Genomic DNA, 14,313 nt, shown 5'->3' with positions numbered 1-14,313 from the left:
ATAAAGATGACTTAATAAGAATGTATATTCTGATATGGAGGGGAAATATCGTGCATACGTTGACCAAAGAACGTTTCAGATATGGTAAAGGCATTACTCTAATTGACGATTCGGGTAAGGAGTATTTGGATGGCGTATCCGGCACCTTCAACTTGTCGCTCGGTTATAACCACCCTCATGTCGTAAGCAAAGTACAGGAGCAAGTCGGCAATCTTGCACACATGTCTTCTACTTTTACAGAGCCTTATGTCGAAGAAGTCCTAGATCATCTAATCCAGTATGCCCCGAACGGCATAGACGCCGGATGGATGAGAGATATTACCGGCTCCACAGCGAACGAATGTGCTGTGAAGCTGGCCCAAAAATACACCGGAGCAACCGATATCATCAGTCTGCATCTGTCACATCATGGACAAACCCAGTTTGCAACAGGCATTTCCGGTAATGCCTTTCGTCGCAAGAATTTTCCTAACTCAGTTGCAGCAAATTCTCTGCATGTGCCTGCCCCCTACTGTTATCGCTGTCCCTTTAATTCTTCACCAGACAAGTGTGGTCATCATTGTATTGACGCTATATCGGATGCCATTGAGTATGGAAGCTCAGGGTCTGTGGCCTGCATGATTATTGAACCCATTCTGGGCAACGGAGGTAATATCATCCCGCCTGCAGGATATTTCAAGCGCCTCCGTCAGCTATGCGACGAGCATGGGATGATTCTGATTGCAGACGAAGTGCAGACCGGAATTGGGCGGACAGGTTACATGTTCGCAAGTGAACTGTTTGACATCCAACCGGATATTATTACTCTCGCTAAGGGTCTGGGCGGTATTGGAGTCCCGGTTGCGGCGGTATTGATGCAGTCTCGTCTCGATGTCCTGGAGAAGCACGAACATTCCTTTACTTCGGGCAGCAATCTGATCTCGGTCACGGCAGCCAAATCCACATTGGAGGTTGTAACCGAGCCTGGTTTTCTGGAAGCCGTCCGGTCTAAAGGAAGCCTGCTCGGATCCCTGCTGACGGAGATGGCCGACAAGTATGATTGCATTGGTGAGGCTCGTGGCGTCGGACTGATGTGGGGACTGGAAATTGTAGACGAGGACGATGCCCCGGATGCAGTGAAAAGCAATGGGATTATCGATCGCGCATTTGAGGAACAACAATTAATTCTGAGAGGTTCCCGTTACGGTTATGGGAATGTGGTCAAAGTCAGACCTTCCCTCACGGCTACCGAAGATGAGATTGTCGAAATTGTTAAACGGCTTGACGCCGTTCTTGCTACCCTTCACTAACGATCTACCCAATAAGCAAAAGGAGGAATTATACATGCTCGCACTTGTATATAAATCAGCTTGGGATGTCGCACTTGAGGAAAGACCTATCCCGGAGATAAAAAAAGATAACGATGTACTCGTCCGGATTCGGGCAACTGGCGTATGCGGTACGGATCTAGGTATCATCAGTGGCAAATATCATGCCGTGCCTTCTACGATTTTGGGGCACGAATCAGCGGGGGATGTGATCGCTGTAGGACCAGCCGTCAGTTCACTGCAGCCTGGAGACCGAGTGGTGATTGATCCAACTTACTACTGCGGCCAATGCGAAATGTGCCGGACAGGAAGACAAAATCATTGCACACACAAATCCGTAACCGAGACCGGAGTCAGCGCAGACGGTACGTTCACCGATTATTATGTGACTGAGGACCGTTTTTTGTACAAGTTGAAGGACCATATCAGCTACGAAGAAGCGACGCTGACCGAGCCGCTGAGCTGTATGCTGACCGGAATCAACCAGATTAACCTGCTGCCGAACTTCACAACCGTTATTATAGGCGCAGGTCCGATCGGGATTCTGTACAGCTATGCTCTTGCTTCGAAAGGCGTAACTGGTTGCCTTGTTGACATCTCGGAGGAACGGCTCGCCATAGCAGATTCTATTGCTCCCGAACGGTGGTCCGCGCACGCCACACTGGAATCGGCCATTCATAAGCTGGCTCCGTTAAAAAATCAGGTGGACATGATTGTGGACACCACAGGAGTGGTCGGCACTGAGGTACTAAGCCAGCTTGCGAGCGGCGGGTATTTGATGCTGGTGGGGCTGAGAGATGGGATAAGCTCGTTTAATCCGAAAGAGGTAGTTGACCGTAGCCTTAAAATCATCGGTTCGATTGATTCTCTGGGCACGTTCTCCACGGCGCATTACCTGATTGAGCAGCAAATCATTCCCGCCAAAAAAATCATTACCCACTCGTATCCGCTGGATGACTACCATGAAGCCTTTAAGACGCTTGGATGCAATATCAGCGAGCGGACACTTCAGCCCTCGTCTCAGGCGATCAAGATTGTGCTGCAATCTAGTGGCTCCGACAACTAAATTTAGCTACTAACAAGGGGGAGAATGGACATGACGAGCATCCATCATGTTACACCGACGAATAATGAATGCACAGGAGACCTATCCGCGTCCGTTCCAGTCAAAGCGGTCATTTTCGACATGGACGGGGTGTTAGTAGACAGCGAACCGATCTACTTTGAGGTCGAACGCAGCTCCTTTGCCCATTTCGGTGCGCCCATGACGGAAGAAGAGCATCACACCTATGTCGGAGTGACACTCGAATCCATGTGGCGTCAAGTGCTGGACAGGCATCAGCTCACCAATACGGTGGAAGAGGCCTTGTCCTATCACCGAAAAAATGTGATGCAGACAATGATTGCACACGAGGGCCTTGCGGCGATCGATGGACTGGAGCGGTGGTTGGACTGGCTGCAAGAGAAAGGGATTCCGGTCGCGGTGGCCTCTTCCTCTCCGCGGGCGCTGATTGATCTCATTATGGAAAAGACAGGACTTGGCCGTTACTTTGACATTCGAATCACCGGTGAAGAGGTACTGCAGGGTAAGCCGGCACCGGACATCTTCTTATACGCCGCCGAGCAGCTAGGCATTGCACCAGCCCATTGCATCGTTATTGAGGATTCACATAACGGGGTCCAGGCAGCCAAAAGTGCAGGAATGTACTGTATCGGCTTCCATAACCCCGGCTCCGGCCGGCAGGATCTGTCCAGAGCTGATCGCTGTATTCTCAGCTATGACGATCTGTGGGCGATCAAAGAGAATTTGCCGTTTGATGAGCAGTTGCTTGCCAAGAGCAAGAGTCGAAACATACCGGAAGGCATACCCCCTTTATAATCATATGGAATCGTCCGATCTTTACTATGATTGAGGGTATTAAATAATGCCCCTTGGAATATACACTGGAGAATGTCATTTTTCCTTCCCTGTGTGTACTCTAAGGGGCGTGCTTTACGTCAAATCGGTATAGTTAGAACACGTACGTTTCCGGTTCAATAGAAAAAAGGGGTGCTGTTAACACCCCAAACTGGATTCAACGATATATGCCCTGCTTCATCTGAACGGTAATTTTGCGTATATTCAGCTCTTTCTGTCTTCTTCGGTAATCAGAGAACTGTAAGCCGGAATTTTAACTGTTCCTTTCTTCACCTTCACATCCTTTGAGGTGGAGAAGACCACTTTCCATTTACCCTTATCGGAATCTTTCATCTGCAAGGTAACCGGCTCTCCAGACAGGTTATGATATACATACAGTGCTTCTTTGCCTGAAGTACGTTTAAATGCGGTCACGCTGGCAGAGCCTGCTTGTATAGGTTGCAGACTGTCGCTGCGTAAAGCTTCATGTTTTTCCCTCAGACGGATGAGTGTGCGATAGCTTTCCAGCAGGGAATCATCGTCTCTCAGCTGCGCTTCCACTGATACCTCGCCTTTGTTGTATTTGGGTTTCTCCCATGTCGTTTGACCAGGGCCCTCTCCCTTGTACCAGCGCATAGGCTCACGAAGAAACTCATCAGGCTTCTCTCCCTTCATACCAATTTCTTCGCCATAATAGAGGAACGGCTGACCCGGAAGCGTTAAAAGAATGGAAGCGGCCAGCTTGGCTTTTCGCACATCCCCGCCTAGCTCGCTCATGACACGAGTCTGGTCATGGTTGCTCAGGAACGGAGCATCGAGTGCCGCCTTATTATATGATTTGTACAGTTGCAGCGTTTTCTCGGCGAATGCCGCGATACCCTGATCTCGGCCGTTTTTCACGGACTTCAAAATCGTTCCGCCCAGGTCAAAATTAAACAAGGAGTGGAGCTGTCCGTAATAAGGAGCTATGGTCTCCGGTTTGTCCCATACCTCTCCTGCCAGATATACATTTGGATTTACCTTCTCCATCTCGGAACGAAATTCACTCCACCAGGCAATGTTCTTATCCGCACCATCTTTCGTCTGTCCTCTAAAAATATGCATCGCCGCGTCAAGTCGGAACCCGTCTGCACCTTGCTGCAGCCAATACTTGCCGACTTTGATCATTTCTTTGCGGACTTCGGGATTGTCAAAGTTCAGATCCGGCATGCCCGACCAGAACGTACTGTAGAAATACCCTTCGCCATTCGGATTCTTATGCCATACCTGCTGACCCCACGAGCCCTTTTCTTCCAAATCTGTGTTCTCATCCGCCCATACGTAATAGTCGTGGAATTTGCTTTGCGGGTTGGCACTGGCCTCCTTGAACCATGGATGCTCGCTGCTTGAATGATTGATAACAAGGTCCATGATCACCTTAACGCCCTTTCGGTCCGCTGCTTTCATCAAGGTGCGGAAATCATTTAGACTCCCATACTGTGGGTCCACCTGATAGTAATCAGTTGCATCATATTTATGGTAGCTTGGAGATGGATTTAGGGGCATAAGCCAGAGGCCGCTGACCTGCAAATCCCTACCCGAATGGGGTTTTCCATCGTTTAAGTAATCAAGCTTTTGTGTGATTCCTTTCAAATCACCATGTCCGTCTCCATTCGAATCATAAAAAGAATTGATATAAATTTCATAAAATACGCCGCTTCCAGTAGAAACCGGAGGCTTATGTCCGTTCGATTCCTGCTCTGCCATTGCGCTTGAAGCGAACATCGTGAGCATAGGCACCGTTAACATGGCGGTGGACAATCTTCTTAAGCGTTTGTTACGTGTCAAAACAAATCAGCTCCTTTGATTGTTATGGGTGCGCTTTCATTATAAATAGAAACAATCCAAAAAAAGGGGATATTTATTATCTATTATGGTGGAAAATATCGATCTTATTGTTTTATCTCTGTATTGAGCGAAAAGAGGAGCAGACTCTATGTCTACTCCTCTTTTCATCCAATCAGTTCAAGAAATATATCTCAATTTAATACGTTGGGAAGCTCTGTGAAGCGAAGACTTCACTGCATTCTCACTCTTGTTTAAAATTCTAGCCGTTTCCTTTATGGAGTATCCTTGGACTAATCGCAATTCAAGTACCGTTCTTTGCTCGGTATTACTTGCCATCAAGAGAATTTGATTGACCTCCTCCTGAATTTCAAAATCAAGGATATCCCAGTGATAGTGGAGCAGCCCCTTACGTAAAATGTATTCCTCCATCTTTTTTCGTTTTCTGATTAAATCTATAGCTAAATTTTTGGCAATTCTCAAAAGGTAAAACCGAATACGATCTTGGGGCAAGTCAGGCGAAGCTCTTATAAACCGAATAAAACACTCATGCAACAAATCTTCAGCATCCTGTTTGTTATGCAATATCCTCAATAGATAGCCAAAGAGGTCTGATTTGCAAGATAAATATAGATCCTCCAGATCTTTAACATCCATATTATTGCGTATCCCTTCTGCTTTGATTGAAATCGGTACGTTACTTGATAGTCTTAAATTCATATCCCTGCTTTTTTAAATATCTTATGATTTCAGGCAAGGCTTTGGCTGTTTCTTCCTTCCCATAAGTGTCATGCATGAGTACCACTGCTTTTTCTCTAGTCCCAATATTTCTCATGAATTCACTAATTAATTGCTCAGCATTCTTACGTGCACCCTCTGCATCTTTAGGTAACACATTCCAGTCAATCTGATGGTAATCCTTATCCTGTAGTGCTTTGTCCAGTACTTCCATACCATCGGGATCATTTCTCTGCCATGTCATGTGGCCGCCTGGAAATCGAATCGCTCTTGTGGAAAAATTCTGCCCCAATATTTGCTTTAAAACTTGATTTGTTTTTTCAATATCATTCATAAAACTGCTCGAATTCACAGTCTGATTCGGATACAAATAACTGTAGTCATGTGAGTAAGTATGATTTCCGATCGCATGTCCTTCCTTAACCAATCTTTTTGTTATTTTTTTAGTCACTTCATTTTCCTCTACTGCTTTTCCTAACACAAAAAACGTTGCTTTCACACTTTCTTTTTTAAGAATATCTAATATTTTAGGCGTTACGGTAACCGATGGACCATCATCAAAAGATAAATAGACTACTTTTTTACCGTCGATCCCCTCAGGTCGCTGCCCTTGCATTTGCTGATTTAAGTACTTTTCAACAAATGCTGCATCTTCAACATCCGAAACATTTTGTAGAGAAGATTCGCTCCCTTTGGATTTGTTATTTAGTTTGTCGGTTGATACTGATTCTATTTTTTCTGCATATTCAATCGTTTTTACTGGCTGTGGTTTACTACTGAAGATGTCAAAGAGTTTTATAATCATTAGAACCATACAAATGAGAATAATAAACAGTAGTCTTCTTCTCTTCCTCTTCATTCGATGAGCTCTGGTTCTATTTTGCACATAGCTTTTTTCCATAGTATATATTCCTCCAAAAATCTAGAAGCAGTTCACGTTTTATGTTGCGACCATGTGCCCATTCAATTATTCGTATCTCAATGCATCTATTGGTTTTAATCTTGCTGCTTTATAAGCCGGATATACCCCAAATAGAATGCCTGTACCTGCAGAGCTAAGAAACGAATATAGGATCGGCGAGATTGTAAATTCAATGGTCATGCGTGCTGTTGCTTCGATTATTTTGGAGGCGCCTACGCCTGTAACAACCCCGAGCATCCCCCCTAGCAGACCAAAAATGACCGCTTCGGACAGGAATTGAATCATAATATCTCTTGGCTTGGCACCAATAGCTTTTCGAATACCAATTTCTTTCGTGCGCTCTATAACCGACACCATCATAATATTCATAATTCCGATTCCCCCTACCACAAGTGAGATCGCAGCTACACCTCCCAGCAAGCTGGTCATGATATTATCTACACCGGATGCTGCACCTGCTGCTTCGGACAGACTCATTACTTGAAATTGATCCGGTTCCGAAGGTTTTAGCTGATGCGTCACACGCAAGCTTTCCAATATGTCTGATTGAGCCTGACCCATCAAGCCTGGTGACTTGGCGGATACCTCCAGACCAGTAATGTTTTTCTCACCCAGACGGTTCATCATGGTTGTAGCCGGGATGTAGATTTGATCATTTGTACTGTAGCTTAAATTCGTAACAGGCTGAGAATTCAATACTCCGATTACTTTGAAAGGGATCTGTTTGATTTGAAACGTTCGTCCCAATACGCCTTTGGTATCTCCACCAAAAAGACGCACAACCGCTTGGCTTTCCAGAATGGCAACATTCCTACGTTTATCCATCTCATCGTTGGTAAATGTTCTGCCCTCGGCAAAGGAAAACTTTTTGGCCTTGTAAAATGAAGCAGATGTCCCTACAATGGTTGCATTATAGTTATATCGCCCCCATGCAGCTTTTGAACTGCTTGAAATACGGGGCATCATTGCTGCAATCGAACTCTTTTGTTCCAATGCCTCGACATCTGTCCACGTAAATGAGGGCAAGGTATCCTGATTTATTTCTTCCTCAGTCATTGGCATGACGGGAGCAACCAAAAGTACGTTATTTCCTAACTTATTGATTTCCTCCTTAATACTGGCCTTTGAGCCATTCCCGATGGCCATAATGGCAATCACCGCTGCCACCCCGATAATAATACCGAGTATCGTTAAAAATGAGCGCATCTTGTTGGTAGTTAAGCTGTTCATCGATACACGGATCGTTTCCATCAGATTCATAGACTTACCACCCTTGATGAAATTCGTCTATTTGCAATAGGCTCATCTCGCTCAATGTTACCATCCCGAAAGCTGATCAATCGTTTGGCATATTCCGCTACTTCCAGTTCATGAGTAACCAGGACAATGGTTTTTCCTTGCTCATTCAAGCCTTGGAACAGCTCCATAATCTCGATGCTCGTCTTCGTGTCCAGTGCACCCGTAGGCTCATCTGCCAGCAGAATGACCGGATGATTCACCAAAGCTCGGGCGATGGAAACCCGCTGCTGCTGACCGCCAGAAAGCTCGTTAGGCTTGTTATACATCCGTTCTGCAAGACCCACCATCCGAAGCGCCTCTATAGCTCTTTCCCGACGCTCCTTGGCAGGAACACCTGCATACATCATAGGCAGCTCCACATTTGCTAAAGCTGTAGTACGAGGCAGGAGATAGAATTTCTGAAACACAAATCCTAGCTTCTGATTTCTAATCTCTGAAAGTTCGTTCTCACGAGCATCCAATATGGAGTAACCATCCAGATAGTATTTACCGGTATCCGGATGATCCAGGCAACCAATAACATTCATCATGGTGGACTTGCCTGAACCAGAGGGTCCCATGATAGCAACAAACTCCCCTTCGCTAATAGATAAGTTCACACTGCGTAGAGCCTGAATCTCCTGACCGCCTACTTCATACCTTTTTTTCAGCTCTTTAATTTCAATAACGGTGTTATTGGATTGAGTTTCACTCATTGTGTCTGCCCCCCTCCACTACCATTCGGGTCAGCACTGCTGTTCTGAGGAGGAATAACAATGGTTTCACCTTCCTTGACACCGGACTTGATTTCGGCCTGATCCGCTGTATAGACACCCAGTTTCACGGGTCTAAACTCATAATCGGCCGGATTCGCTGTGTTCTTCGCCACATATACTCCATCCACACCGCCTTCAGACCTCAAGGCAAACAATGGCACAGACAGCGCATTTTTGTGTTCAGCTAACAGTAGAGATACATCCATATTCATCCCCAGTTGCAGCCTTATGTTTTGGCTATCCAAAGACAATTCAATTTTGTATGTAGTCACATTGGCTTCCGTCACCGGCTCTGGAGAAACAAAGCGTACTTCGCCTTTAAATTGTTTGTCCGGGAATGAATTCGAGTGCATTGTCGCCTGAAGTCCGGTCTTTAATTTAGCAATATCACTTTCGTTCACCTTGGCAAGAACCTTCATAACCCCTGTGTTGGAGTTATTCATGACAATAAAAGGTGCAGTAGGACTAGTGCCCACATCGCCGTTGACCTTCAAAATAATCCCGTCCCACGGCGCCGTAACCTGTAATTTACTTAGAACACTTTTCTTCTGCTCTAATGCCGTTTCAGCCTGCAATAAAGAAGCTTGTGCAGATTGGATGTTGGAAGCTTCAGGTGGGGACTGTGCAGCCTTTAATTGTATTAATGCTGTTTTATAGCCCATTTCCGCCTCTTCGATCGCCTCAGTTTGCTTGGTCTGTGCCTTCTTGTACTGCAGCTCTGCATTGCTCATATCCAGTTTTGCCTTATCCAGATTTTGCTTGGCTGTCGCCAGGTCACTTTCTGCTGCCGCATCATTCTGAACCAGATAAGCCTGGTCATCATAATCCTTCTGGGCTTTATCCAAAGTCACCTTGGCTGCCTCCTTTTGCGCAGCAGCTTCCTCTAATTCCATCGCGTTCTTGGCTGTTTTAATCGCCATCTGTGCCTTTAAGACATTTGCTTTCTGTAGCTCGATATCATTTGTTTTGGGTCCGCGCTTGGCTTCGTCCAGTTTGGCCCTTGCAATTGCGACATTAGATTCGGCATCCTTAATTTGCAGCCTGGCATCTGAATCATCTAGTCGTGCTAGCACCTGACCTGCCTTGACGCTATCTCCTGCTTTGACATTGACAGCGACGAGCTTGGCACCCTCGATATTTGTAAAATTAATATTTACTTCCTTGGAAGCCTGAACGGTTCCAGTCACGCTAAGCGACTCGGTTATGTTAGCTTTCTGTACCTGTACGACCTGATTCGCCGGAGCCTCCACAGGTTTTTCCTGGCCCCTTTTCATGTAGAGCGTACCGCCAATTCCCGCTATAATGAGCAAGATCAGAATACCTATGCTCCTTTTCACTCTTCTTTTCTTTCTTAATACTTGTAATGAATTTTTATCTTTCTTTTCTGTTTCCGACAATGTTATATCCCCTTAAATTGTATTTTTGCTAAATCCTATACACTCCACGGCTTGTTTAAAGCATGTTGCAGCAGCGTCATTTGAACAATGAGTTCATCCATATTCCGTTCGATTTGCTTTACTTTCAACTGATTCGTGGCGACCTCCGTACCTGTTGCAAATCCACGTGCCTTTCTTTTGCGAGAAATGTCCAACACTTTACTAAGGTTCTGTAGATTACTTCGCATTTGTTCGTATTGTTCTTCATTTTGCTGTAAATTAAAGTACATACTTTTCAGTGTTTCTGCCAGTTGATCCTTGGTATTTTCCAGTCCACCTTGTGCTGAATCTACATCTATCTGTTTAATTTCATAGTCATCCGTTCCCGAGTTCCACGTGTAATATTTAATTTCCATTTTTGCTAGCTTGACTGCCTCCTCCTGTCTCCATACCGAAGGACTCGCTGAGATGGCACGCGACACTAGCGTATCCAGATTCGTGTTATCCATTTTCCGGTAAACGGGTCTGTCCACCAGTTCATATAAATTTCCTTGTGACTGTCCCATTTGTGTATTAAGCGAATCCTGCGCTTTTTGCAGTGCAGCTTTAGCAATGTCTACATTCTTTTGAGCCTCTATACGAGTCTGAATAATCGTACTTCGATCACCTGGAGAAATTTTTCCACGGTTGGCCTTCGCTTCAGCAGCTTTTTCCTCCAATAGCGCAAGCGAAAGTGCATCCTCACTACTCTTTACTTTGTTATCAGCCAGAAGTACGTCATAATAATTCTTCATTGCAGTGTAATCTGTCTGATCTTGGGCAAGTTCGATTTGCTTTTTGGATTCCAAATAAGAAACTGTCGATGAAGCATACCCCTTCCATGCTGAACTACTAGCCGCATCTTCTTCACCGTTGCCTTGACCTGCCGGAATGAAGTCCAGATTCTTGCCTGCATTTTTTAGCATAATCCGGTTGCGATCTATCGTCTGCTGGGCTTCCTTCAAGCTAAAACTATTGGATTGTGCCCACTGCTGGGCTTGACTCAGTGTTAATTTCACACTTGCTTTGGTAACCTGCTGCTGCGCCTCCTCTGCTTGAACAAAGGACTCTGATAAAGAACTGGCCGACAAGGCGAGCAGCAATAAAATGAACATACGTTTTTTCATAGATATCCCCACTTTAAAAATATGGTAACGACTAAGGTCGGTTCTTAAATAAGTTGTTATATGAATTATGTGTTTTCTTCTGTATCCCACTTGAGACCTTACCTTCTATTCGGTGCACATTCCAGAAAGGAGGAACACCGTCCTGCCCTTCTGCAACTTTTTACACACAACGTACCGCTCCTTATAGTATCTTTAAATCTAATTGACGAAGATACAGAGAACGTACAATAAGAAAGGAAAGAAATTGGATGGCCCAGAAGCACAGCATAATCTGAATCAGCGTAAGATGAACGGGTACTCCATATATTACAGATGGTTCTGACATCACTAAACAAAGCACCATTCCCATAGACGATACGACTAATGGCAGAAGAAACAGGAATGCAATTTGTCTGGAAGCCGATTGTCTCATTTCCCTTGAGTTTAGTCCAATTTTCGATAAAGCTCGGTATATTTCTTCATCTCGCTGAAGATCTACATATAGTCTGAAATACAGCAGGCTTACTGTACTTGCCAACATAATAATGGCGATAAATCCGCCAATAAATTCACTAATAACCAGATCCATCTCCGATGTCAAATAGTCTACGGCCCTAGAGTTAAGCACCCCTTTATTCACCCTATTGGCCAACACAGAATACAACCATACCTCTTGTTGAGTTTCAGAAGTTTCTAAGGAAAGCTGGCCATTCTTCCATTTTGGCACAAAATAATAAGTAGATTTAAATGCCAACGGATCATTGAAATACCGATGTTCAATTAAATAGTCGTAAGTTCGATCAGTAACAACAAGTAGCCTTCCTAGTTCAGAGACGATATTTCCATCAAACTTCAGGTTATGATCTATCGTCTTAGTATCCATAATCTCAAGATTCATCATATGAGATTTCCCTTGCTTGTAAGTTAGCTTTTTTTCAAAAAGGGTTTTCTTTTCTTCGAGAGGCATCTCGTTTGGATCGATAATGAAAAAACCTTGATTCTCCCGAAGCGTAGGTACCTGTTTTAGCTTCTTAAACTTGGAAGCAAGTGCTTCATAGTTGGATTGTTTCATCACTGGCGCAATCTGTTCCCGAAAAGGGAAGACTAATACTTCACCTTTTCCATAATCCACCCCAGCCGTATACAGATTTTGGTCAATCTCTTTTTCAAGCTCGTTAGAACTTACAACATCAGAAGTAAATGCAAATGAATAAGATTGCTCCCTAAGAAATCTTTTTTGCTGTTGCATGGAGTCAAAAGTTGATGCGGCTCCTACACAGGAAATGATAGAAATGAGGGTAATCAATGAAAAAAGCCCGGCATTATTCCTCATTTTATATGTGATCTCAGATAACCATAACAAACGCGATCCGCTCCAAGACCATTTCCTGTTAGCTCTAAGCAATTGAATGAATAGTACACATGATTGAGTATAAAATAAGTAAATACCCAGAGATCCCATTATAATTGTATATTTAAAGGTGTCTCCAACCGAATAGTGCAATATATAAAAGGAAAGGGTCCCTAAACGATAAGGTGCCAGATAAATGTAGGGTGAAAAATCAAGCTTCATTAAATATACAGCCGCTCCGATTAATACTACGGCAAGAATGGACAGACTCCATGAAGCTTTAGGCTCTTTGTTGAGCTGAGGAGCCTTGCTAAAAAGCTGCTGTAGTTTAAAACGTCGGATAAAGAAAACAGACACAAGTGAGATCAATATAAACAAAAACATAAATCCAATTCCTGTAAAGGCAAGTGCTTTCCAGGGAAAATAAAATCTTAAATACATTCCTATGACATTGGAACCCATAAGCAGGAAAAACTTCGCTGAAACAAATCCTCCGATCATCCCGGTCACCAATGATAAAAAGCCTATAATTAGATTTTCAAAAGCTACCAAAAAATAAATTTGCCTATGACTTGCTCCTAAAATGGTGAGTATACCAAATTCTTTCTTACGTGCAGCAACAAAGATATTATTTGTGTATAATACGAAAAAAAAGGAAAATACAAAAATCAATAGATCCGCAACCTGTAATCCCTTTTTTACATTAGCTGCTGTGATTACATTCGAGACATCCGGGTGAAAAATAAATACCGCATATACGAAAAAAATCGTAATCATCAAGGAGCTGCTTAAATAATAAGGAACGTAAGCACGCGCATTGCGTTTGAGATTATTCCATGCTAACAGACGAAAGCTCATGTGCATGTCTACTTCCCCCCAAAAAGGAGAGCATATCTATGATTTCCTGAAAAAATATTTGCTGACTATGACTACGACGGATTTCATTATATAACTCACCATCTTTAATAAAAATTACCCGGTCGCAATAGCTGGCTTCCAAGGCGCCGTGTGTTACCAGCACAATTGTAGAATAGTCTACACGGTGGACAAGGCTCAGCATTTCCATTACAACACGCGAAGACTTGGAATCGAGATTTCCGGTTGGTTCATCTGCAAGCAGGAGCGAAGGAGAATGAATCATAGCCCTGCCTATGGCTGCACGTTGTTTTTGTCCCCCCGATACCTCATAAGGCCGTTTGTCCAAAACATCTGTAATATCCAGTTTTTTCGCTACCTCTTCCAGTTTGTGCTCCATTTCCTTTAACCCTTTTTTATTGAGCATCAGAGGAAACAGTATGTTTTCTCCCAAAGTGAGGGTTTCCAGCAAATTATAATCTTGAAATACAAGGCCCAGTTCTTTGCGGCGAAATAAAGCCAGCTTATCCTTCTTGAGCAGATGTGGATTTTCTCCTTTAATGCTAACCTCGCCAGAAGTCGGCATATCAATGGTCGAAATCATATTTAATAATGTAGTCTTCCCACTACCAGACGGCCCCATAATACCAACAAACTCGCCTTGTTTGATCGTTAAATGGATATTGTTAAGAGCTCGGTAGGGAACCTTGCCATAGTATATTTTGGTAACTTGATCCATTCGTACAATCTCCATCGTTCATTCCTTTCTTTTCCTATGCTATGATCATAATCCATCCAGATAAGTGAAGCGACCGATTAACATTACAAAAACCTTAAATGTGTT

Annotated in this window: 12 protein-coding genes; 3 read left to right on the top strand and 9 right to left on the bottom strand. The window is 44.0% G+C overall.

All coding sequences use genetic code 11. The features are described from left to right. The first annotated feature begins 20 nt into the window (after positions 1 to 20). From MLD56_RS12100 to MLD56_RS12090, 3 genes are read left to right on the top strand one after another with little or no spacing between them, the layout of a single operon-like run. Positions 21 to 1,289: an aspartate aminotransferase family protein gene (locus MLD56_RS12100; protein WP_412178886.1), complete on the top strand. Its 1,269-nt coding sequence runs from the start codon at positions 21 to 23 to the stop codon at positions 1,287 to 1,289. 34 nt (positions 1,290 to 1,323) lie between these two features. Continuing rightward, the gene (gutB1, locus tag MLD56_RS12095) at positions 1,324 to 2,373 is read left to right on the top strand and encodes a 2-amino-2-deoxy-D-mannitol dehydrogenase GutB1 (RefSeq protein WP_029518481.1); all 1,050 of its coding nucleotides are present in this window, start codon (positions 1,324 to 1,326) and stop codon (positions 2,371 to 2,373) included. Positions 2,374 to 2,403: 30 nt separating this feature from the next. Further along, positions 2,404 to 3,186, top strand: coding sequence for an HAD family hydrolase (locus MLD56_RS12090; RefSeq protein ID WP_029518482.1), 783 nt, complete (start codon positions 2,404 to 2,406; stop codon positions 3,184 to 3,186). Between the two features lie 243 nt (positions 3,187 to 3,429). On the opposite strand, the gene MLD56_RS12085 is transcribed toward MLD56_RS12090, so the two are convergent. The 9 genes from MLD56_RS12085 to MLD56_RS12045 form a co-directional block, all read right to left on the bottom strand. Then, positions 3,430 to 5,031, bottom strand: coding sequence for an alpha-amylase family glycosyl hydrolase (locus MLD56_RS12085; RefSeq protein WP_029518483.1), 1,602 nt, complete (start codon positions 5,029 to 5,031; stop codon positions 3,430 to 3,432). Between the two features lie 177 nt (positions 5,032 to 5,208). Beyond that, positions 5,209 to 5,685 carry an RNA polymerase sigma factor gene (locus tag MLD56_RS12080; RefSeq protein WP_029518484.1) on the bottom strand — a complete coding sequence of 159 codons (477 nt, stop codon included), beginning with the start codon at positions 5,683 to 5,685 and terminating at the stop codon, positions 5,209 to 5,211. Positions 5,686 to 5,725: 40 nt separating this feature from the next. Beyond that, positions 5,726 to 6,667 (bottom strand): polysaccharide deacetylase family protein, encoded by a 942-nt coding sequence (locus MLD56_RS12075; protein WP_029518485.1) that lies wholly within the window; start codon positions 6,665 to 6,667, stop codon positions 5,726 to 5,728. Positions 6,668 to 6,733: 66 nt separating this feature from the next. Further along, the gene (locus MLD56_RS12070; protein ID WP_029518486.1) at positions 6,734 to 7,948 is read right to left on the bottom strand and encodes an ABC transporter permease; all 1,215 of its coding nucleotides are present in this window, start codon (positions 7,946 to 7,948) and stop codon (positions 6,734 to 6,736) included. Then, positions 7,945 to 8,682 (bottom strand): ABC transporter ATP-binding protein, encoded by a 738-nt coding sequence (locus MLD56_RS12065; RefSeq protein WP_029518487.1) that lies wholly within the window; start codon positions 8,680 to 8,682, stop codon positions 7,945 to 7,947. Before MLD56_RS12065 ends, MLD56_RS12070 begins: the two co-directional genes overlap by 4 nt. Continuing rightward, positions 8,679 to 10,139, bottom strand: a complete 1,461-nt coding sequence (locus tag MLD56_RS12060; protein WP_029518488.1) for an efflux RND transporter periplasmic adaptor subunit — start codon at positions 10,137 to 10,139, stop codon at positions 8,679 to 8,681. Before MLD56_RS12060 ends, MLD56_RS12065 begins: the two co-directional genes overlap by 4 nt. A 35-nt stretch (positions 10,140 to 10,174) precedes the next feature. Then, entirely contained in the window at positions 10,175 to 11,284 is a 1,110-nt protein-coding gene (locus MLD56_RS12055; protein WP_029518489.1) for a TolC family protein, read from the bottom strand. A gap of 181 nt (positions 11,285 to 11,465) precedes the next feature. Continuing rightward, positions 11,466 to 13,478: an ABC transporter permease gene (locus tag MLD56_RS12050; protein WP_029518490.1), complete on the bottom strand. Its 2,013-nt coding sequence runs from the start codon at positions 13,476 to 13,478 to the stop codon at positions 11,466 to 11,468. Further along, positions 13,444 to 14,223, bottom strand: coding sequence for an ABC transporter ATP-binding protein (locus tag MLD56_RS12045; protein WP_029518491.1), 780 nt, complete (start codon positions 14,221 to 14,223; stop codon positions 13,444 to 13,446). Before MLD56_RS12045 ends, MLD56_RS12050 begins: the two co-directional genes overlap by 35 nt. Between the last annotated feature and the right edge of the window lie 90 nt (positions 14,224 to 14,313).

Origin of the sequence: Paenibacillus peoriae (genome assembly GCF_022531965.1) — a bacterium.
GTDB lineage: Bacteria > Bacillota > Bacilli > Paenibacillales > Paenibacillaceae > Paenibacillus > Paenibacillus polymyxa_D.
This window is presented reverse-complemented; position numbering and strand designations above follow the sequence as displayed.

Bases quoted from the DNA above. Each gene is read 5' to 3' on its own strand.
- MLD56_RS12055 (WP_029518489.1), bottom strand. From the start codon at position 11,284: ATGAAAAAACGTATGTTCATTTTATTGCTGCTCGCCTTGTCGGCCAGT.
- MLD56_RS12045 (WP_029518491.1), bottom strand. From the start codon at position 14,223: ATGGAGATTGTACGAATGGATCAAGTTACCAAAATATACTATGGCAAG.
- MLD56_RS12065 (WP_029518487.1), bottom strand. From the start codon at position 8,682: ATGAGTGAAACTCAATCCAATAACACCGTTATTGAAATTAAAGAGCTG.
- MLD56_RS12100 (WP_412178886.1), top strand. From the start codon at position 21: ATGTATATTCTGATATGGAGGGGAAATATCGTGCATACGTTGACCAAA.
- MLD56_RS12070 (WP_029518486.1), bottom strand. From the start codon at position 7,948: ATGAATCTGATGGAAACGATCCGTGTATCGATGAACAGCTTAACTACC.
- MLD56_RS12080 (WP_029518484.1), bottom strand. From the start codon at position 5,685: ATGGATGTTAAAGATCTGGAGGATCTATATTTATCTTGCAAATCAGAC.
- MLD56_RS12075 (WP_029518485.1), bottom strand. From the start codon at position 6,667: ATGGAAAAAAGCTATGTGCAAAATAGAACCAGAGCTCATCGAATGAAG.
- MLD56_RS12050 (WP_029518490.1), bottom strand. From the start codon at position 13,478: ATGCACATGAGCTTTCGTCTGTTAGCATGGAATAATCTCAAACGCAAT.
- gutB1 (WP_029518481.1), top strand. From the start codon at position 1,324: ATGCTCGCACTTGTATATAAATCAGCTTGGGATGTCGCACTTGAGGAA.
- MLD56_RS12090 (WP_029518482.1), top strand. From the start codon at position 2,404: ATGACGAGCATCCATCATGTTACACCGACGAATAATGAATGCACAGGA.